This window comes from Bacillus sp. KS1 (assembly GCF_020075515.1).
In the GTDB taxonomy this organism is placed as follows: Bacteria; Bacillota; Bacilli; order Bacillales; family Bacillaceae; genus Bacillus; species Bacillus velezensis.
In genome coordinates this window covers 484,119-503,680 of record NZ_JACAWW010000019.1, presented here as the reverse complement: position 1 = coordinate 503,680, position 19,562 = coordinate 484,119, and the positions used below count along the sequence as shown (strand labels likewise).

At 47.0% G+C, this 19,562-nt stretch carries 21 protein-coding genes; 4 read left to right on the top strand and 17 right to left on the bottom strand.

Annotated elements, in window-relative coordinates; genetic code table 11:
- Positions 1-24: 24 nt before the first annotated feature.
- The 4 genes from HWY38_RS16300 (at position 25) to alr (ending at position 3,177) form a co-directional block, all read left to right on the top strand.
- A complete protein-coding gene (locus HWY38_RS16300; protein WP_032863662.1) occupies positions 25-1,143 on the top strand; it encodes an NADH-dependent flavin oxidoreductase in 1,119 nt (372 codons plus the stop codon).
- A 126-nt stretch (positions 1,144-1,269) separates the two neighbouring features.
- Positions 1,270-1,482 (top strand): spore germination protein, encoded by a 213-nt coding sequence (locus HWY38_RS16295; protein ID WP_007408362.1) that lies wholly within the window; start codon positions 1,270-1,272, stop codon positions 1,480-1,482.
- Positions 1,483-1,607: 125 nt separating this feature from the next.
- Entirely contained in the window at positions 1,608-1,820 is a 213-nt protein-coding gene (locus HWY38_RS16290) for a spore germination protein (RefSeq protein ID WP_014418351.1), read from the top strand.
- A gap of 175 nt (positions 1,821-1,995) precedes the next feature.
- On the top strand, positions 1,996-3,177 hold the full coding sequence (gene alr / locus HWY38_RS16285) for an alanine racemase (protein WP_224182200.1): 1,182 nt from the start codon (positions 1,996-1,998) through the stop codon (positions 3,175-3,177).
- Positions 3,178-3,325: 148 nt separating this feature from the next.
- Here the strand turns inward: alr and spo0A are convergent, their stop codons facing one another.
- The 17 genes from spo0A to spoIIIAF form a co-directional block, all read right to left on the bottom strand.
- A complete protein-coding gene (gene spo0A, locus HWY38_RS16280; protein ID WP_003153177.1) occupies positions 3,326-4,126 on the bottom strand; it encodes a sporulation transcription factor Spo0A in 801 nt (266 codons plus the stop codon).
- Between the two features lie 280 nt (positions 4,127-4,406).
- Complete coding sequence (gene spoIVB / locus HWY38_RS16275) at positions 4,407-5,687, bottom strand: SpoIVB peptidase (RefSeq protein ID WP_007408360.1); 1,281 nt, start codon at positions 5,685-5,687, stop codon at positions 4,407-4,409.
- 163 nt (positions 5,688-5,850) lie between these two features.
- Positions 5,851-7,581, bottom strand: coding sequence for a DNA repair protein RecN (gene recN, locus HWY38_RS16270; RefSeq protein WP_007408359.1), 1,731 nt, complete (start codon positions 7,579-7,581; stop codon positions 5,851-5,853).
- A gap of 31 nt (positions 7,582-7,612) precedes the next feature.
- Complete coding sequence (gene ahrC, locus HWY38_RS16265; RefSeq protein ID WP_003153173.1) at positions 7,613-8,062, bottom strand: transcriptional regulator AhrC/ArgR; 450 nt, start codon at positions 8,060-8,062, stop codon at positions 7,613-7,615.
- Positions 8,063-8,158: 96 nt separating this feature from the next.
- A complete protein-coding gene (locus HWY38_RS16260) occupies positions 8,159-9,004 on the bottom strand; it encodes a TlyA family RNA methyltransferase (RefSeq protein WP_224182199.1) in 846 nt (281 codons plus the stop codon).
- Complete coding sequence (gene dxs, locus HWY38_RS16255) at positions 9,001-10,902, bottom strand: 1-deoxy-D-xylulose-5-phosphate synthase (protein ID WP_224182198.1); 1,902 nt, start codon at positions 10,900-10,902, stop codon at positions 9,001-9,003. Before dxs ends, HWY38_RS16260 begins: the two co-directional genes overlap by 4 nt.
- 143 nt (positions 10,903-11,045) lie before the next feature.
- On the bottom strand, positions 11,046-11,936 hold the full coding sequence (locus tag HWY38_RS16250) for a polyprenyl synthetase family protein (RefSeq protein WP_007408353.1): 891 nt from the start codon (positions 11,934-11,936) through the stop codon (positions 11,046-11,048).
- The gene (locus HWY38_RS16245; protein ID WP_007408352.1) at positions 11,926-12,180 is read right to left on the bottom strand and encodes an exodeoxyribonuclease VII small subunit; all 255 of its coding nucleotides are present in this window, start codon (positions 12,178-12,180) and stop codon (positions 11,926-11,928) included. The genes HWY38_RS16250 and HWY38_RS16245 overlap by 11 nt, the downstream gene beginning before the upstream one ends.
- Entirely contained in the window at positions 12,177-13,523 is a 1,347-nt protein-coding gene (gene xseA, locus HWY38_RS16240; protein ID WP_015388015.1) for an exodeoxyribonuclease VII large subunit, read from the bottom strand. Before xseA ends, HWY38_RS16245 begins: the two co-directional genes overlap by 4 nt.
- 123 nt (positions 13,524-13,646) lie before the next feature.
- A complete protein-coding gene (gene folD / locus HWY38_RS16235) occupies positions 13,647-14,498 on the bottom strand; it encodes a bifunctional methylenetetrahydrofolate dehydrogenase/methenyltetrahydrofolate cyclohydrolase FolD (protein WP_007408350.1) in 852 nt (283 codons plus the stop codon).
- A gap of 11 nt (positions 14,499-14,509) precedes the next feature.
- A complete protein-coding gene (gene nusB, locus HWY38_RS16230) occupies positions 14,510-14,902 on the bottom strand; it encodes a transcription antitermination factor NusB (protein ID WP_007408349.1) in 393 nt (130 codons plus the stop codon).
- 264 nt (positions 14,903-15,166) lie between these two features.
- The gene (locus HWY38_RS16225) at positions 15,167-15,574 is read right to left on the bottom strand and encodes an Asp23/Gls24 family envelope stress response protein (RefSeq protein WP_003153156.1); all 408 of its coding nucleotides are present in this window, start codon (positions 15,572-15,574) and stop codon (positions 15,167-15,169) included.
- A gap of 21 nt (positions 15,575-15,595) precedes the next feature.
- Positions 15,596-16,948, bottom strand: a complete 1,353-nt coding sequence (accC, locus tag HWY38_RS16220) for an acetyl-CoA carboxylase biotin carboxylase subunit (RefSeq protein ID WP_007408348.1) — start codon at positions 16,946-16,948, stop codon at positions 15,596-15,598.
- Positions 16,949-16,962: 14 nt separating this feature from the next.
- Entirely contained in the window at positions 16,963-17,442 is a 480-nt protein-coding gene (accB, locus tag HWY38_RS16215) for an acetyl-CoA carboxylase biotin carboxyl carrier protein (protein WP_007612510.1), read from the bottom strand.
- Between the two features lie 153 nt (positions 17,443-17,595).
- The gene (locus tag HWY38_RS16210; RefSeq protein ID WP_007408346.1) at positions 17,596-18,246 is read right to left on the bottom strand and encodes a SpoIIIAH-like family protein; all 651 of its coding nucleotides are present in this window, start codon (positions 18,244-18,246) and stop codon (positions 17,596-17,598) included.
- A 3-nt stretch (positions 18,247-18,249) separates the two neighbouring features.
- Positions 18,250-18,942 carry a stage III sporulation protein AG gene (gene spoIIIAG / locus HWY38_RS16205; protein ID WP_224182197.1) on the bottom strand — a complete coding sequence of 231 codons (693 nt, stop codon included), beginning with the start codon at positions 18,940-18,942 and terminating at the stop codon, positions 18,250-18,252.
- On the bottom strand, positions 18,935-19,555 hold the full coding sequence (gene spoIIIAF / locus HWY38_RS16200; protein ID WP_003153146.1) for a stage III sporulation protein AF: 621 nt from the start codon (positions 19,553-19,555) through the stop codon (positions 18,935-18,937). Before spoIIIAF ends, spoIIIAG begins: the two co-directional genes overlap by 8 nt.
- Positions 19,556-19,562 lie beyond the last annotated feature (7 nt).

Sequence of the window (19,562 nt, the reverse complement as noted above, 5' to 3'; positions counted from 1 at the left end):
ACTCCTAAGGAAGAAGGCGAAATGATGAAGCAAACTTATAAACCGCTGTTTGAACCTTTTACGTTCGAAAGCGGCGTCACCATACCAAACCGTATTTCAGTCGCGCCGATGACACACTATTCATCAAATGATGACGGAACGATTTCCGACCGTGAATTAAGCTACATTACTCCCCGTTCAAAAGAAATGGGCATGGTCATTACGGCATGTGCAAACGTAACGCCGGACGGCAAAGCGTTTCCAGGCCAGCCCGGCATCTATGATGATTCTCACATTCCCGGCTTGAAAAAACTCGCTCAGGCGATCCAGTCTCAAGGAGCGAAAGCCGTTGTGCAGATTCACCACGGAGGATTAGAATGCCCTCCTGAACTCGTGCCAAACAACGACGTCGTCAGTCCGAGCGGCTCAGAAGAAGACGGGAGACAAACGTCCCGGGCTCTCACCGAACAAGAAATTGAGCACATCGTGAAAGCATTCGGCGAAGCGACACGCAGAGCGATTGAAGCCGGCTTTGACGGTGTTGAAATTCACGGGGCAAACGGGTACCTGATTCACCAATTTTATTCACCGAAAACAAACCGGCGCACAGACCGCTGGGGCGGAAGCGATGAAAAGCGCCTTGCGTTCCCGCTTGCAGTCGTTGACGCTGTCAAACAGGCAATTGATACACACGCTGAAAATCCATTCGTTCTCGGCTACCGCCTGTCACCGGAAGAGCCGGAAACACCGGGGCTTACAATGAAAGAAACATTCATGCTCGCCGACGCGCTTGCAGAAGAGAACTTGGATTATCTGCATATTTCACTGATGGATGTCAATTCCAAAGCCCGCCGCGGAGCGGATACTTCACGGACGCGGATGGATTTATTAAACGAACGCGTCGGTCATAAAGTGCCGCTGATGGCCGTCGGTTCCATCTATACCGCGGACGAAGCGCTTGCTGTATTAGAAAGCGGAATTCCGCTGGTGGCTCTGGGACGTGTCATTTTGATTAACCCCGAATGGGCGGTGCTGGTCAAAGAAGGCCGCGAACAGGAAATCGAAAAAGCCATTCAAGCATCTGAAATTGAGAAATACCGACTTCCTGAACCGTTATGGGAAATGATTCAGAATACAGGCGGCTGGGTGCCGTTTGAAAAGTAGACTAAAAAAACTGCCGGATGTCCGGCAGTTTTTTTGATTCACAAGTTTTTACCGCTTTGTTTACTCCTATTTCTAACACACAGCGTACATATAGTAAATAGATTAATAGAAAGGAGACCGTATATGATGGCTGGTTTTCCTATTACGATTAACAGTCTTTCCGGAAACGGGGTTGTCAATGTCGGCGGTGCGTTTTCGATAAGTCCTTTAACCGTATCAAAAACCGTCTACGGCTCAGGTGGGGGAAATACAGGGATGGTCCTGCAAATGAATCAATCCAGTACGTCTCAATCTTCAAGCTCTCAATACTCTGATCAAAATGTAACGAAAACATTATGACATCCGTATTCCCCTCCCTTTCCGGCTGGCAGCAGCCGGATTCTTTTTGCCGTTTTGTTTAATCTTATTCCATATCACAGCGTACATATAGTTAGTAGACTGTGAGAGAAAGGAGAAAAAATAGAATGAGCGGTTGCCCGATTACGATAAACAACGTATCAGGAAACGGAGTTGTCAATGTTGGCGGCGCCATATCCATCAGTCCGCTGACTGCATCAAAAACCGTTTTCGGTGCCGGAGGGGGAAATATCGGCATTGTCATTCAAAACAATGCTGTGAGCCACACCAAAATGTTTGAACACCAATTTTCAGATCAGAATATTGTAAAGTCAATTTAAGGGCTGACAAGCAGCCCTTACTGCATAAATAAGCAGGCTCACTGATTTCCCGAAAACTAGATTTTTAAACATCAGCGATCACCTTTCCATGTTTTGAATGATTTCAGTTCAAGGTGAATAGAATGCAGATTGAAAGCATGAGTACTGAAACTCATTAAGGAAAGAAGGAATCGTGATGAAAAAACTTTGCCGGGAAGTTTGGATTGAAGTTGACCTTGATGCGATAAAAAAGAACATACGGGCGATCCGCCGCCATATTCCGAATACGTCTAAAATTATGGCCGTCGTAAAAGCTAACGCTTATGGCCACGGCTCTGTGGAAGTAGCGCGGCAGGCACTGGAAAGCGGGGCGAGCGAGCTCGCTGTCGCCAGCGTCGAAGAGGGAATTGTGTTACGGAGAGCGGGAATTACGGCACCTATTCTCGTGCTCGGCTTCACAGCTCTCAGCTGTGTGAAAAAATCTGCCGTTTGGAACATAACATTATCAGCGTTTCAGGTCAGCTGGATCAAAAAAGCGAATCGGATATTAGAAAAAGAAGCAGATTCGAAACGGCTGTCCATTCATATCAATGTGGATACCGGAATGGGCCGGCTGGGTGTGCGTACGGAAGAAGATCTTTTAGCAGTGGTGAAAGCGCTCAAGTCGAGTACATATCTGTCATGGGATGGCATCTTTACACATTTTTCAACAGCGGATGAACCGGACACTGAGCTGACGATGCTGCAGCACGAAAAGTTTATCAGCTTTCTCAGCTTTTTAAAAAATCAAGACATTACGCTGCCCACCGTGCATATGTGCAATACAGCCGCCGCTATCGCATTCCCGGAATTCAGCGCCGACATGATCCGTTTAGGTATTGGTTTATATGGTTTATATCCGTCCGCCTCGATAAAGGAACTGAACCTCGTGGATCTCACACCCGCACTAAGTTTAAAGGCGCGTATCGCTTATGTGAAAGCTATGGTGACAGATCCCCGGACCGTCAGTTATGGTGCCACATATATCGCCGAACCGGGTGAAATCATCGCGACGATTCCGGTCGGCTATGCTGACGGTTACTCCCGCGCCCTGTCCAACCGCGGGTTTATTCTGCACCGCGGCAGGCGGGTGCCGGTGGCGGGGAGAGTGACAATGGATATGATCATGGTCAGTTTAGGTGAGAATGAGGGCAAACAAGGAGAAGAAGTCGTCATCTACGGTAAACAACAAGGAGCCGAGATTTCCGTTGATGAAATTGCCGAAATGCTCGGTACGATCAGCTACGAAGTCTTATCTGTGTTAAGCCGCCGCATCCCCCGCTTTTATTTCAGAGACGGCAAAATCATTAAAATATCAGCTCCGGTATTATACGTGTAGACGGCATAGACCCCGCATTTATGTATAGAACAAGTACCAGCGTGGGTGATTCCCATTGTTTTCGTCAGCAAAAATTCAAAACGCCTTCTCTTCCGCGTTCATGCACGGAATAGAAGGCGCGAAAAAGACATCTAGCCAAAAGCTTGCGTTACGAAGCTTTATGCTCCAATCTCAGCTTGTCAGCAACCATCGCGATGAATTCCGAGTTGGTTGGTTTTGCTTTTGTCATGCTTACCGTATATCCGAACAGTGAAGAAATGGAATCAATATTTCCCCTGCTCCATGCGACTTCAATGGCGTGGCGGATGGCCCGTTCTACACGGCTTGCGGTCGTGTTGAATTTTTTGGCGATGTCGGGATAAAGGACTTTTGTGATGCTGCCGAGGAGTTCAATATCGTTATACACCATGGAAATGGCTTCACGCAAATAAAGATAGCCTTTGATATGGGCAGGCACACCGATCTCATGGATAATGCTTGTAATGCTGGCATCGAGATTTTTCCGCTTCGGCTCCGGCTGGCTGCGGATAATGCTGCTTTGCGCAGACGGCGCACGGTGTGTGACACTGCTGACATTTCCGCTTACCTGGCGGATATGGCCGACAAGGTTTTCCATATCAAACGGCTTCAGGATAAAATAGGACGCGCCTAAATCGACGGCTTTTTTCGTTACGTCTTCCTGACCGAATGCCGTCAGCATGATGACGTTCGGCTGCTTCTCGAGCTCTGATTCCCGCAGACGCTCCAAAACCGCAAGTCCGTCCAGATGCGGCATGATAATGTCTAAAACGAGCACATCGGGATTCTTATCTTTAAACAACGAAAGACATTCCTGTCCGTTATAAGCAACGCCGATCACTTCCATATCATCCTGTCCCTCTATATATTCACTCAACAGGCTTACAAGCTCTCGATTATCATCAGCAACACAAACTTTAATTTTCTCCACGTTTCTTCCTCCCCCAATGTATTAACAGGACGCAACCCATTTGACTGCTATATGTTACATTCGACAAAACCACTACTTCCCCTTTTAAAAAATCCATATTTACCAATAATAGTGGTATATCTTTGTTTTTCTAGCATTTTCTAGGTTTTTCGACTAAAAATTAAGTTTGACAAATCAGGAAACGTGAATTTGTCGAAAAATCTTCATGTCTTATTTTACATGAATCCAGGAAAGAAGTGAAGAACGCATCACATAAAAAAACTGCCGGATCATCCGGCAGTCAGCTTGCTTTGTCTTTTCCGTAAACATCAACACCCGCTTCAGACAGCATCCATTCGATATGAACGCCGTAGCCGCTTGTCGGATCATTGACAAATACGTGGGTTACGGCTCCCACGACCTTTCCGTTCTGGATGATCGGGCTTCCGCTCATCCCCTGAACGATTCCGCCGGTTCTTTTCAACAGTTTCGGATCTGTCACTTTCAACACCATTCCCTTTGTCGCCGGGAATTTTTGCGGCGTGGTGCTGACGATTTCAATATCAAATTTCTCTACTTTATCGTTTTCGATAACCGTCAGCATTTGTGCAGGTCCTTTTTTTACTTCATTTGACAAAGCAATCGGAAGCGCTTTGTCGGAAATGTTGTTTTTAATCGGCTGATGCAGTGTCCCGAAAATGCCGAACGGGCTGTTACGGTTAATATCGCCGATCGTTTTCCGTTCTGACGAAAACCTTGCCAGTTTTTCGCCGGGATTGCCGCCTTTTCCTTTTTCAATCGATGTTACAGTTGAACGGACGATTTCTCCGTCTTCTACAACAATCGGTTTTTTTGTATCCATATCAGAGATGACGTGGCCCAATGCGCCGTATTTTTTTGTTTTCGGTTCAAAAAATGTCATGGTGCCGATGCCGGCTGCCGAATCGCGGATATAAAGGCCGATTCGATATTTCCCCTCGGCTTCGTCCTTTGTCGGAATCAGCTTTGTTTTGATTTTTTGCTTATCGCGTTTCACCAATAAATCCAAAGATTCACCGGTTTTGCCCGCTTTTTGAATAAACGGGGCGATGTCGCTCATTTTTTCAATTTTATGTCCGTTCATTTTAATAATGATGTCGCCAGATTCAATTCCCGCTTGTTCTCCCGGAGACTTTTTCCCATCCTTTGTCATCACCTGGTGAAAACCGACGACCAAAACACCGACTGAATGCAGTTTTACACCGATGGACTGTCCGCCCGGAATGACCTTCAATTCTGGAAGGACACGCACTTTCGTTTTTTTAATGGGAAACCCGGCAAGATCATATACTACTTCTGACCGGCCTTGTGTTTGCCCTGTTATGTTTGCATGGCCGTGCTCTTCTTTCAGCGTAAAGGCTTCTGATAATTCGCCCTTTTCAGCGCTTATTGATGCATTGACCGGAACGGCCTGTGTCTGGTTTTCAAAGACGCTCATTTCTGACGGTATCAGTAAATATTCTTTAAATGGCTTAAAAAAGCCTACACTTAGTAAAGAAACAAGGAGAATTACACCTATTGCTTTCCTCATGTTATCGTGCATTCATTCCTTCACTCTCCTCGCTCCTATCCCACACCACTTTCTTTTTCTGCTACATCTATACTTTTGCCTTCCTGCGCTTGATTTATAACCGGCATACGAAGAAAAACATTGGATACACTGTTAGAGAAATGGAACAAAAAAATAAGCTGCATGTATCAGCAGCTTATCCTGTCGTTTTTACCTGTCCGGCCTGTTTTAAAAGCTCTTGTGCATGCCGTTTTGTCAGATCAGTCACTTCAACGCCCGCAATCATGCGGCCGATTTCCGCTACCTTGTCCTGTTTGGAAAGCGGCGTGACATGCGTTGTCGTCCGGCCGTCTTTGAATTCTTTTGCGATCAGAAGGTGCGTATCCGCCATGGCGGCAACCTGCGGCAGGTGTGTAATGCAGAGCACCTGTGAACCGGTCGATACTTTATGGATTTTTTCCGCGATGGCTTGGGCAACCCGCCCGCTTACACCGGTGTCCACTTCGTCAAAGATGATGGAGGTGACATCCTGCTGGGAAGAAAAAATACTCTTCATCGCCAGCATCACCCTTGAAAGCTCGCCTCCGGAAGCGACCTTTGACAGCGGTTTTAAAGGCTCACCGGTGTTTGTTGAAATTAAAAACTTCACAAGGTCAATCCCCTTTTGGGTAAGCTGCACGGGCTGCCCGTTAACAACCGGTGCTTCACTGGCTGACGGATCGGTTTTCACGAGAAATTCCGTATCAAACGTTGATTTGCCCATATACAGACTTTTTAATTCCTGATGAATCGCTTCCGCCAGTTTCTTGGCCCAAGCTTTTCTGATTTTTGATAAATTGGCGGCTTCTACGGCCACATCTTTGCCGACCGACTCCAATTCCTTCTTCAGCGCTTCAAGGTGGCTGTCGCGGTTCTCGATTTGATCGATTTCCTCTTCTATTTTGGAGCCGTATTCCAAAATGTCTTCTACCGTCGCTCCGTATTTGCGCTTCAGCTGTTTGATCTCATTTAAACGGGTTTCAATAAAATTCAGCCGTTCCGGGTCATATTCCAGATCATCTAACAGATTGCGCATCTGAAAGGTTGCATCCTCCAGCAGATAATAGGAACTTGACACACTTTCAGACAGCTTTTGCAGCGGTTCATTGATATCCGAAATATCTTCAAGCTGGGCAGAGGCCATTCCGACCCAGTCAAGCCCCCCCTGCTCGCTGCGGAGCGCATTATAGGCGTTTTGCAATGATTCATAAATTTTTTCAAAGTTGGATATCTGCTTCCGCTCTTCCTGAAGAAGTTCGTCTTCATTCAATTCAAGCTTCGCCGACTCGATTTCTTCAAGCTGAAATTGAATCAGGTCTAACCGATGCGCCATTTCCTGCTCGCTTTCTGACAGCTTCTTCACTTTTTTGAGCAGCTTCATATAACGCTCATAGCCTTCATGGTAAGCCTGAAGCGCGGATTCGGCCTCAGCGCCCGCAAACCTGTCCAAAAGCTCCAAGTGTTTGTCATCTTCCATTAACAGCTGGTTATCATGCTGTCCGTGAATATCTAATAAAAGTCTGCCGATCTCCCTTAAAGCCGCAATCGTCACTAATTTTCCGTTGACACGGCAGACGCTTTTTCCTCCGGCATTAATGTCCCTTCTCATGACAATCATGTCGTCAGATGCGTCTATTCCCTGCTCACGGCATACTTCAAAAACGGGATGACCGCTGTCCAATAGAAACAGTCCTTCAAGCTCGGCCTTTGTTTCACCGTAACGGACAAATTCAGACGAGCCGCGGCCGCCGACTAATAGGGAAACGGCGTCTATAATAATTGACTTGCCGGCCCCTGTTTCTCCCGTCAGGACGGTGAGCCCCCGTTCAAACGAAATCGTCAGTTCCTCTATAATGGCAAAGTTTTTTATTGATAGTTCAGCTAACAAACAGCATTCCACCTTTTATCTGATAATTACGCTACAGCAGCTCCAAAAGACGGCTTTGAACGCCCTCCGTATCTTCAGGCGTCCTGCAGATGATTAAGATCGTGTCATCTCCGCAGATCGTGCCCATGATTTCTTCCCATTCGAGATTATCCATCAGAGCGCCGATTGCCTGAGCATTCCCCGGCATCGTTTTTAATACGATCATATGGCTTGCTGAGTCAATTTTTACGAACGCATCCATTAATGAACGCTTCAGTTTTGACAGCGGATTGAACCGCTGATCCGCCGGCAGGCTGTATTTGTAGGAGCCGTTGTTCGTCGGCACCTTTACGAGATGCAGCTCTTTAATGTCTCTGGAGACAGTCGCCTGGGTTACCTTATATCCTTCTTCTCTCAGCATGTCAACTAAGTCATCCTGCGTTTCAATCTCATGGCTTGTAATAAGCTCTCTGATTTTTATATGCCTTTGGCCTTTTGTCATGTAAGCACCTCTGTTTTCAAGCTGTTCTTGTCATTATGTTAACCGCTTCTTGATAAAAAGTACATGATGGCAGAAAAAAGGAATAATAGCCCCCTATTATTCCGGTACATCTGTCTTTTTGGCTTTTAATCTTTCATGTGCTTCGCGGACGGTACGGAGAATGTCTTCTTCCGGCAGTTCAGCGCCGTTTCCGTCTTCTCCGCCCCATTCCAAATGAAGCAGAAACTCAATATTGCCGTCTCCCCCTGTAATCGGTGAGAAGGACAGTCCTTTTACTGTATATCCTTCAGAAGCGGCAAATTGATTCATGCGGCGGAGAACGTCAGTATGAACGCCGGGATCTCTGACAATGCCTTTTTTTCCGACGGATTCCCGTCCGGCTTCAAATTGCGGCTTTACCAGTGCGATACAATCGCTCCCCGGTACAAGCAGCGTTTTTAAAACCGGCAGAATGAGGCGGAGTGAGATGAAAGAAACATCGATTGTCGCAAATTCCGGCAAACCCTCTGTGAAATCGGAAGGCTCGGAATAGCGGAAATTCGTCCGTTCCATGACGACGACCCTCTCGTCCTGTCTGAGCTTCCAAGCAAGCTGATTATAGCCGACATCCACTGCGTAGGACCGCTCGGCTCCGTTTTGGAGGGCGCAATCCGTGAATCCCCCTGTAGACGAGCCGATGTCAATCATCGTTTTGCCTTTTACCGAGACAGGAAACACTTCCAAGGCTTTTTCAAGCTTTAATCCGCCTCTGCTGACGTATTTAAGAGGGTTTCCTTTTACCGTTAACGGAAGATCCCGGGCGATTTTTTCACCCGGTTTGTCCAATCGGTTTTCATTTGAGTATACGATGCCCGCCATAATGGCGCGTTTCGCTTTTTCCCGCGTTTCCGCAAGGCCTTTTTCTACAAGAAGTACATCTAATCGTTCTTTTTTCGCTGTCATGATCCAATTCCTTTATGTGTCTTCGGCGGCATCAGCAGTTTTATCCGGTTCATAACCTCAGCCTTCGTGAGACCGATTTCTTCAAGCAGGGCGGTTACGCTGCCGTGTTCAATAAACCGGTCTGGGATGCCCATTCTGTCAATCGGTGTATGATACATGCCGAGGTCATGAGCGAATTCAAGAATCGTGCTGCCGAATCCGCCTTCAAGCACGGCTTCTTCTATCGTTAAAATCGGCAGACCTTCATTAAGAATGGCCTTCATCATTTGTTTATCAATCGGTTTTATAAACCGCGCATTCACGACACGCACGGACAGGCCTTCTTTTTGCAGTTCTTCAGCCGCTTCCAGCGCCATTTCAATGGTCGTACCGAATGTTAAAATGACCGCGTCTTTTCCGGGACGGAGCACTTCCCATGTTCCGATCGGAATGGTTTTCATCTCTTTATCCATCTTTACGCCGAGCCCGTTTCCGCGCGGGAAGCGCATCGCAATCGGACCTTCCTCGTAGGAAAGGGCTGTATTGACCATATGGCGGCCTTCATTTTCATCCTTCGGCATCATTAAAACGAGGTTTGGTATATGCCGCAAAAAGGCGATGTCAAAAACGCCTTGATGCGTCTCCCCGTCAGCGCCGACCAAACCGGCGCGGTCGATGCCGATAAATACATTCGCGTTTTGACGGCAGATGTCATGGACGACCTGATCGTACGCCCGCTGCAAAAAGGTCGAATAAATCGCAAGAAACGGCTTCATGCCTTGGAGCGCCATTCCAGCCGCCATCGTCGCCGCGTGCTGTTCTGCGATTCCGACGTCAAACATGCGTTCAGGAAATTCTTTCGCAAACCCTTCCAGTTTAGAGCCGACCGGCATAGCCGGTGTAATCGCGACAATTCTGTCATCCTCACGCGCCAGCTCCTGCACGGTGCCGCTGACAAGTCCGCTCCATGAAGGCGCCGCGGCTTTCGGCTTGACGAAATCACCCGTATTGATTTTATACGGACCCGTTCCGTGCCATGTGCCGATTGTGTCAGTCTCAGCCGGTTTATAGCCTTTGCCCTTTTTCGTAATGACATGTAAAAGGACAGGGCCTTTCGTTTTTTTGGCGTATTGCAGGTTTTCAAACAGTTCGTGGTAGGAATGACCGTCAACCGGGCCTAAATACGTAAAGCCCAGCTCTTCAAAAAACATGCCTGACACAAGCATATATTTTAAGCTGTCTTTTATCCGTTCAGCTGTGGCGGCCAATTTTCCGCCGACGGCCGGGATGCGCTTAAATAAATATTCAAGCTCGTCTTTTACCCATTGATATTTGCCGGCCGTGCGAAGCCGTCCCAGCATAGAATGAATCGCCCCGACATTCGGCGCAATGCTCATCTCATTATCATTCAGGATGACGATCATGTCTTTTTTCTCATCACCGATATGGTTCAGCGCTTCAAGCGCCATTCCTCCGGTTAAAGCGCCGTCTCCGATAATCGGGATGATATATTCTTTCGATCCTTTAATATCACGGGCGGCAGCCATTCCCATCGCGCCTGAGAGCGAGGTTGAGCTGTGGCCTGTTTCCCATACGTCATGTTCGCTTTCGCTGCGTTTCGGGAAACCGCAAAGCCCTTTATATTGGCGCAAGGTTTCAAACTCCTTGCCGCGTCCGGTTAACAGTTTATGAACATAGGACTGATGTCCGACATCCCATAAAAATTTATCTTTCGGACTGTCAAATTCTTTGTGAAGCGCAATTGTCAGCTCGACAACCCCGAGGTTCGGCCCAATATGGCCGCCAGAGGCAGACAGCGATGTGATGAGGAAATTGCGGATCTCCTCACTCAGCTCTTCCAGCTGTTCAATTGACATCTTTTTAAGAAATGACGGGTCCTGTATTGATAAAAGATCCAAAGCGGATCAACTCACTTTCAGCATGAATTTCTGCAAATTAAACAGTGTCTTTTTGAAAAAAGAAAAAGACTCCCTTTGTATTTTCATCGAAACTGCTTACATTTTACCATAGGAGCGGCAGCCCCTTCAAATCAGGATCGTTTTTAATGATCTCTCGCCGCGATTAAATCACAGAGGTCATGCAGCAATTCTTTCTGAAGAGAAAGGCCGCTGATGATCTGTTTCGCCTCGCTGATATGATACGCAAGCTTTTCTTTCGCGCCTTCAAGCGTTAAAAGCGACGGATACGTTGATTTTTCGTTCGAGGTGTCTGAGCCGACCGGTTTGCCGATCCTCTCCTCATGCCCTTCAATATCAAGGATGTCGTCTCTGATTTGAAATCCGATGCCGATATGGCTGCTGAACAAACGGAGCTTTTCGACTTCATCCTCCGGCGCATCTGCCAAAATGGCGCCCGCCGTCACGGAAAAACCGAGGAGCTTGGCCGTTTTCCGCTCGTGGATGGATTCCAGCTCCTCAAGCGTTATCCGCTTTTGTTCCGCTTCCATGTCGGCAGCCTGTCCGCCGACCATTCCTTCCGTTCCCGCCGCGCTGATCAGCTCATCGACGAGACGGAGCCGTTTTTCTGCTGAAACCGCCTCAGACACATGAGATGTGATCAATTTAAAGCTTTCTGTCAGAAGCCCGTCTCCGGCCAATACGGCTGCCGCTTCTCCGAAGACTTTATGGTTTGTGGGCTTTCCCCGGCGCAGATCATCATCGTCCATGCAAGGCAGATCATCATGTATTAAAGAATACGTATGAATCATTTCGACAGCGCATCCGACCGGAATCCCGTCTTTTTCATCTTTTCCGTAAGCATTCAGAACGGCTAAGACGACGAGGGGGCGCAGCCTCTTTCCGCCCGCTTCCAAAGAATACAGCATAGATTTTTTGAGGGTTTCAGGCATCGCAAGCCGTTCTGTATACAAAGAAAGCTGTTGTTCAATCAGTTGTTTGCGCGATGCTAAAAATGCGTCCAGTTTATTTGTCACCTTCGTCTTCCTCCTGAACGCTGAAAGGTGCAAGTTCGCCGTTATCTTTTAAAATAAAGTCCATTTGCTTTTCGACATGCTGAAGCTTTTCATGGCACATTTTTGAAAGGGCCATCCCTTCCTGAAAATAATTAATCGCCTGCTCCAGCGGCACGTCTCCTTCTTCAAGCTTTGCCACAATGCCTTCAAGGCCTTTCATCGCCTCTTCAAATGTCAGCTCTTCACTTTTTTTGGTTTCTGTCATTTTCGTTCGCCTCTCTTTTGCAATACTTCACACGTCAGAACGCCGTCTGTCATCTTTACTTCTAGCGTATCATTTTGTTCCACTTGATCAACGCTTTTGATCAGCTCTTTGTCTTTATAGGCCAGACTGTATCCTCTCTCCATCACCTGAAGGGGACTTAATGCATTCAGTTTACCAAGAACCGTCTGAAACTGCGAATGAAGCTGCTTCAGCTGGACATTCATGCTTCGGGCGAGCTGATTTGAGCGCTCCTCGTACCGTTTTTTCGCCTGTTTCAGCTGGGTTTCAGGGTGGAGCGCCGTTAATCTGTACGTATTCCGCTCCAGCTGCCTTTGTTTCATGTCCGTAAGCCCTGTGAGCTGTGATTGGAACTGCTGATACAAAAGGTCAAACTGCTGTTCTTTTTGGGTATACAATCGTTTCGGAAAACGGAACGCGTAGGATGACTGGAGCGATTGAACCCGTTCTTTTTTCTTGCTGATATGCTGCTGCATCGCTCTTGTCAGGCGGACTTCCGCCGTTTTTGTCCGTTCCATTAAGTCCGTCGTGTGGGGGACGGCGATTTCTGCCGCTCCTGTCGGCGTTGCCGCCCGGATATCCGCGACGAAATCACTGATTGTAAAATCTGTTTCATGTCCGACGGCTGATATAATCGGAATGGCGGAAGCAAAAATCGCCCGGGCCACGATTTCTTCGTTAAATGCCCACAATTCTTCGATCGAGCCCCCTCCCCTTCCGACGATCAGGACGTCACACATTTTTTGTGCATTGGCTTCTTCAATGCGCTTCACAATCGATCTGCTGGCATTTTCACCTTGAACGAGCGCGGGAAGCACAATGACTTTCACAAGGGGGTATCTTCTTTTGAGTGTGGTAATGACGTCTCTGACGGCTGCTCCCGTCGGTGACGTGACGACCCCGATCGTGGCCGGAAAAGCGGGGATGGCCTGCTTATGCCGGTCATCAAACAACCCTTCGCCGGCAAGTTTTTTCTTTAATTCTTCATATGCTAAGTAGAGCGCCCCCACACCGTCCGGCTGCATTTCTTTCGCGTACAGCTGATAGCTTCCGCTCGGTTCATAGACGGAGATGCCGCCTCTTACGATGACCTTCATTCCGTCTTCGGGCTTAAACGCAAGCCTCGAACTTTGCCTCTGAAACATGACGGCCTGCATGCGGGCATGCTCATCTTTTAATGTAAAATAAATGTGGCCTCTCGTATGAATTTTAACATTGGAGAGCTCACCCTTAATCCAAATGTCTTCAAGATGAGGGTCCACATCGAATTTTCGTTTAATATATTTGGTCAGCGCGGAAACCGTGACATATGCCGCTTCACTCACATCCTGCACTCCTTTCATAAAGGCTTTTTGCCCTAAACTAAGAAAACCCGCTCTGGCTGAAAGGAGCCTTAAGAAGCGGGTATCGTGCTCATTGTCACACTTTTTGTGACTGTCTCCGGTTATCTATGATAACGTACGTCTGGCAGATTTAACAGTATTATGCGCAAGCATTGTGATGGTCATCGGACCTACTCCGCCCGGCACCGGCGTAATGAAAGATGCTTTTTCTTTCGCTTCATCAAACTGAACGTCTCCGCAGAGTTTTCCGCTTTCGAGACGGTTGACGCCGACATCAATGACAATGGCGCCCTCTTTGATTTGATCGGCTTTGATGAAATTCGCTTTACCGACCGCTACCACAAGAATATCTGCTTTTTTCGTATGCTCAGACATATTTTTCGTGCGGGAATGGCAATATGTGACGGTCGCGTTTTCGTTCAGCAGCAGCTGGCCGACCGGTTTACCGACAATATTGCTTCGTCCGACTACAACAACTTCTTTGCCGGAAAGATCTACGTTCGTCTTTTTCAATAACTCGACAATTCCGTGCGGCGTGCATGGAAGAAATGTATCTTCGCCAAGCAGCATTTTCCCGACGTTGAGAGGGTGGAAACCGTCAACATCCTTATCAGGGGAGATCCGCTCGATTACGGCTTTTTCAGAAATATGATCCGGGAGCGGCAGCTGGACGAGAATGCCGTGGAATTCCGGATTTTGATTATACTGATCAATCACTGTTAAAAGCTCCGCCTCGGTTAAGCTTGAGTCAAAGCGGTCAAGCTTAAATTTCATTCCCATTGTTTCAGCGGCTTTTTTCTTGCCTGTCACATATGAAACAGAAGCGGGATCGTCTCCGATTAAAATGACCGCCAAGCCAGGCACTACGCCTTGTGCTTTCAGCTCTTCTACTTCTTTTGCCAATTGTTCGCGTTTTTCTTTAGCCGTTTCTTTTCCGTCGATGATTGTTGCAGTCATTTTCTTTCCTCCTATGATTCGATATCAGTTTTAATGTTAGAAAGAACCCCGTTTACGAATTTTGCAGCTTTATCGTCGCCGAACCGTTTTGCCAGCTCGATTGCTTCGTTTAATGACACGTTAGCAGGAATGTCGTCAGAATAAACCATTTCATACACCGCCAGACGCAGGATCGCGCGGTCTACGTTTGCAATCCGGTCAAGCTTCCAATTGACGAGATGGCCGGAAATCATTTCATCAAGCTGAACCTGATGTTCGATCACTCCGTACACCAGCTGTTCAAAGAAAGCGTCTGTTTTTTCACCATCAAGCGCGTGCTCAATGGCATCGTTCGGTGCAATATCGCTGACATCAATCTGAAAAAGTGCCTGCAAAGCTTTTTCTCTAGCTGTTCTTCTTTTCATTTTCTTTCTCCTTCAGATCCGCTTTATCCGCTTGTCGTTAAGCTTAAAGAGATCATAACATATTTTTTTCTCAATCGCATGTCGAAATTTAGGTTTTTTCACCCTAATGCCGAATATTTTCACAAACCGTATTAATTTCATTCGGATTTCACAGCATGAAGAAACTCGGCTGCCGTTTGTAAGCCGGCTTTCTTCATGCCTGAAATGACGGGAAACGTATAAAAAACCAAAGGGCTGCCCATCCCCTTGGTTTTTATACGCTCATTACATTTCTTCGTCGATTTCGACTTCTTGGGCTTTCGTGTCAAATTGAATGCCGACGATATGAATATTGATTTCATTAATGGTAAGAGACGTCATGTTTAATAAGGTTTGGCGGATATTCTCCTGAACGCTTGCCGCCACTTTCGGGATCGAGATCCCGAATTGAACGACGCAATAGACGTCGATGGTAATCCCGTCATCGGCTAAATCGACCTTTACGCCTTTGCCGTGATTGATTTTGCCGAAGCGTTCTACGACGCCCGTGGCGAAATTGCCGCGCATTTCAGCAACTCCTTCAACTTCGGAAGCGGCGATGCCGGCAATGACTTCAATGACTTCAGGAGCAATTTCAACCTTGCCTAAATGAGCCTCATCATGATCCATTTTAAGCACACTGTTGTCTTCCATTCAATTCACCTCCCGCAAAAATTATGAGCCCATTACATCATATGTTTCTAAAAACTTTGTATTAAACTCTCCGCTGACAAATGTTTCGTGTTCAAGCAGTTTCAAATGGAACGGAATCGTCGTTTCAATACCTTCAATCACGAATTCGCTCAGCGCGCGTTTCATCCGTGCGACTGCCTCATCACGCGTTGTTCCGTATGTGATGACTTTAGCAATCATACTGTCATAGTACGGCGGGATCGAGTAGCCGGGATATGCGGCTGAATCCACGCGTACACCAAGTCCGCCCGGCGGCAGGTACATGTTAATTTTACCGGGTGAAGGCATGAAGTTTTTCGCAGGATTTTCAGCGTTGATGCGGCATTCAATCGCCCAGCCGTTAAATTCAACGTCTTCCTGTCTGAGCGAAAGCTCCTGTCCGGATGCCACTTTGATCTGTTCTTTGATCAGATCCGTTCCCGTCACCATTTCTGTGACAGGGTGCTCTACTTGAATACGCGTGTTCATTTCCATGAAGTAGTAGCGCTGTTCTCTGTAGTCATAAATGAATTCTACTGTGCCGGCTCCCGTGTAACCGACGGCCTTCGCTGCTTTTACCGCTGCTTCACCCATCTGCTCCCTGATTTCAGAATCAAGCGCAGGTGACGGTGACTCTTCAAGAAGTTTTTGCAGACGTCTTTGGATAGAACAGTCACGCTCTCCGAGATGGATCGTGTTTCCGTAATTATCCGCAAGCACCTGAATTTCAACATGGCGGAAATCTTCTATGTACTTCTCGATGTACACACCCGGATTTCCGAATGCCGTAGCGGCTTCCTGCTGGGTAATCTCAATGCCTTTGATCAGTTCTTCTTCTGTGCGTGCGACCCGGATGCCTTTACCGCCTCCGCCCGCAGTGGCTTTTATAATGACAGGATACCCAATTTCACCTGCAAGCGAAACCGCTTCTTCCGTATTTTTTATGATTCCTTTTGAACCGGGCACAATCGGCACGCCCGCCAGCTGCATCGTGTCGCGCGCGATATCTTTTGTTCCCATTTTTGAAATGGCGTCAGCCGTAGGTCCGACAAACGTTACGTTTAATTCCTCGCACAGCTCGGCAAAGTCGGCGTTTTCAGCTAAAAACCCGTATCCCGGATGAATCGCATCCGTGCCGGTCAGCTTTGCGACGCTGACGATGTTCGTTACATTTAAATAGCTTTCTTTTGATGTTTTCGGCCCGATACAAAAAGCCTCATCGGCCATTTGGACATGCAGGGCGTCTTTATCTGCCTCAGAATAAACGGCTACAGTTTCAATGCCCAGCTCTTTGCAGGCCCGGATGATTCTGACGGCGATTTCTCCTCGGTTGGCGATCAATAGCTTTTTAATCATAATAGCAGGTCTCCTTACTCAGCTTTTACAAGAAATAGAGGTTGTCCGTATTCGACCAGCTGGCCGTTTTCAACTAACACTTCAACGATTTCTCCCTTTACTTCGGCTTCAATCTCGTTAAAGAGTTTCATTGCTTCTACGATACAAACAACTGTATTTTCGCTCACTTTTGAACCTTGGTTTACGTAAGGACCGGCTTCCGGCGATGAAGAAGCATAAAACGTTCCGACCATCGGAGACGTAATTTTGTGCAGGTTTTCGTCTTGTTTCGGCGCTTCCTGAGCAGGAGCGGCTTCACGCGCTTCCGGTTTTGCAGCCTGCGGAGCAGGTGCGTAAGCGGCGGGAACGGCTTGGGCTTGTCCCGTTACATTCACTGCCGGCGCTTCATTTTTTTTCAGTTTGAGGCTTACGCCTTCAATTTCGTAAACAAATTCGTCGATGGAAGATTCATCGATTCTTTTTATCAGTTCGTGAATTTCGTTGATTTTTAACATCAGTTTCCACTCCTATGTATAAAAAATAGAAATTTATGGGTTGCTACTAAAAGTACATACTATGTTTATCTTACAGGAGCGCTTGTGTAAATTCAACACTGATCTAAAATGACATCAGAAAAGCCCGCAGCGGGTGCGGGCGGTTCAGGTCTCTTACTTTGTCGGTTCAAACGTGACGGCGACGTCTTTCATCGTCTTGATTTCTTTTTCCACCAGGTCAATGATAGCGGAAGCTTTTGCGTTTGAATGTTTGTCAGACATGACGGTAATGTTGATTTTGTCTCCTTCAGCATCCACGAGCGCATCTTTGTAACCTTGTGTTTTAATCAGCGTTTCCAGCTGTTTTTCCGTCCCTTCAGCATTGCTCAGCGCCGTCATTTTATCGTAGGCTTCGCTTTTTTCCTTTGCGGTCGCATCATCACTTGAAACAATGCTGTTTAACTGTTCCCTCTCTTTGCTTCTCGCGTCTTCAAGTTCCATACGGTATGCGGTAAATAAGTTTTCATCAGCTGTTTCTGTGGCGACCGATCCGTCTTTGTCCGATGCTTCGGCTGATGTTTCTTTATCCTCTTTTGTGCCTTTAGAATCTTTCGTTCCTTTTGTTCCGTCTTCTTTTTCCGTACCGCTTCCGCTCTTATCTTTCGTTTCAGGAGCGGGCGTTTTTTCAGTGGCGACTTCTCCGCTGCTTTTTTCGCTTTTCATCTGCACGGCATTTTTGCTTTCCGGCGACATAATATAATAAACACTTAATACCACGACGAGACTGAGCATTGTTAAAAGCCAAACCGTTTGTTTTTTCAGCATGATTTATGAATCCTCCTTGATTTTTTTAGGGGCAACCGCTACACGGTAGCTCGGAACATCAAGCACCCTTGTGACGGCATCAATGATGGTTTTTTTTATTTGAACGTTGTCCACTCCCTGAGCGACAACGAGTACACCGCGGATATCGGGCTTTTTCGTCTGGACGACGACCGGGGTTTCCTGATCCCCGTTTCGAATCATGACAATTTGTTCTTCAGAGGTTTGATCGGTTACGCTTCTTTTGCCGCCTTCTTTATCGGTTTCTTCAGTGGTGGTGTCTTTTTTCGTTTTGTTTTTCTCAAACACTTTCAAAGATGTCGCGTCTACGTTTACGACAATTGAGACATCCTCCACGCCGATAATCGTTTCAAGGATTTCTTTCAGCTGGTTTTCATAGTCTCTTTCGTAATCATCGATTGTGGTTTTGGCGCTGCTGTCTTTCGATGCCTTAAAAACGGGTGCACTTCTTTGCCCGCTTTTGTCTTCCGTTCGGCCGGATATGACGGTCTGCGCCGTTTGGTCCTTCCCGGTTTTCTCCGGTGAAGAGAACAGCTGGCTGACCAGCATAAAAGATACCCCGAGCACAAACACGAACAGAAAGTAATGATATTTTGTCAGTTTTGGTTTTTCTCCGTCTTTCGCCTGTCCGATCATCAGCTGTTTTTTGAGTATGGTCCATAGTCCGTTTTTATTCATGGCCGTTTTTCTCCCCGCCTTCCATATAAACCGTAATTTTCTCACTGCCGATTTCCCATATATCCGCAAGTTTTTCTTTGATGTCTGCGGCCTCTTTTTTGTCGGCTGCGCCTTCCGGTTCGTATTTGCGGTCTGTGCGGATGTCGATCGGTGCGACGGTTTGCACGGTTTTTTCAGAAGATGGGGCCATATACACGCTGATCGTTTTTACATCTTCTTCTGAACGAACCTGTTCTTCCGCTGTAAGGCGGATGTCGTCTATTTTGTATTCGTCATGACTGAACATCTCCTCCGCTTTCTTTTTTAGTTGGACAGCCATTTCTTCTAAAACATATGCGCGGTTTGATGCTTGTATTTCTTTTTTTTCTGATTTGATTTGATTTTTTATATCAGCGGATTGAGATTGCTCTTGTTTTGTCAAATAATCGAAGATGATTTCCGGGTCTGTTTTGAAAAGTTTGAAGATCGGGTTGAGCATGACAATGATTAACAGCAGGCTGACAACCATCTTGGCGTATTTTTGCATACTGGAGCTGGGCAGCAGCATGTCGATGACGATGGCGAATAAGATAAACAAAATAATGCTTGTCAGCCATTCTGTTAAAAAGCTCATATCCAAT

Coding starts and splice junctions, on each gene's coding strand:
- HWY38_RS16300 (WP_032863662.1), top strand. CDS start 25: ATGAAGCAAACTTATAAACCGCTGTTTGAACCTTTTACGTTCGAAAGC.
- HWY38_RS16295 (WP_007408362.1), top strand. CDS start 1,270: ATGGCTGGTTTTCCTATTACGATTAACAGTCTTTCCGGAAACGGGGTT.
- HWY38_RS16290 (WP_014418351.1), top strand. CDS start 1,608: ATGAGCGGTTGCCCGATTACGATAAACAACGTATCAGGAAACGGAGTT.
- alr (WP_224182200.1), top strand. CDS start 1,996: ATGAAAAAACTTTGCCGGGAAGTTTGGATTGAAGTTGACCTTGATGCG.
- spoIVB (WP_007408360.1), bottom strand. CDS start 5,687: ATGCACGATAACATGAGGAAAGCAATAGGTGTAATTCTCCTTGTTTCT.
- ahrC (WP_003153173.1), bottom strand. CDS start 8,062: ATGACAAAAGGCCAAAGGCATATAAAAATCAGAGAGCTTATTACAAGC.
- HWY38_RS16260 (WP_224182199.1), bottom strand. CDS start 9,004: ATGACAGCGAAAAAAGAACGATTAGATGTACTTCTTGTAGAAAAAGGC.
- HWY38_RS16245 (WP_007408352.1), bottom strand. CDS start 12,180: ATGACAGAAACCAAAAAAAGTGAAGAGCTGACATTTGAAGAGGCGATG.
- folD (WP_007408350.1), bottom strand. CDS start 14,498: ATGACTGCAACAATCATCGACGGAAAAGAAACGGCTAAAGAAAAACGC.
- nusB (WP_007408349.1), bottom strand. CDS start 14,902: ATGAAAAGAAGAACAGCTAGAGAAAAAGCTTTGCAGGCACTTTTTCAG.
- HWY38_RS16225 (WP_003153156.1), bottom strand. CDS start 15,574: ATGGAAGACAACAGTGTGCTTAAAATGGATCATGATGAGGCTCATTTA.
- accC (WP_007408348.1), bottom strand. CDS start 16,948: ATGATTAAAAAGCTATTGATCGCCAACCGAGGAGAAATCGCCGTCAGA.
- accB (WP_007612510.1), bottom strand. CDS start 17,442: ATGTTAAAAATCAACGAAATTCACGAACTGATAAAAAGAATCGATGAA.
- HWY38_RS16210 (WP_007408346.1), bottom strand. CDS start 18,246: ATGCTGAAAAAACAAACGGTTTGGCTTTTAACAATGCTCAGTCTCGTC.
- spoIIIAG (WP_224182197.1), bottom strand. CDS start 18,942: ATGAATAAAAACGGACTATGGACCATACTCAAAAAACAGCTGATGATC.
- spoIIIAF (WP_003153146.1), bottom strand. CDS start 19,555: ATGAGCTTTTTAACAGAATGGCTGACAAGCATTATTTTGTTTATCTTA.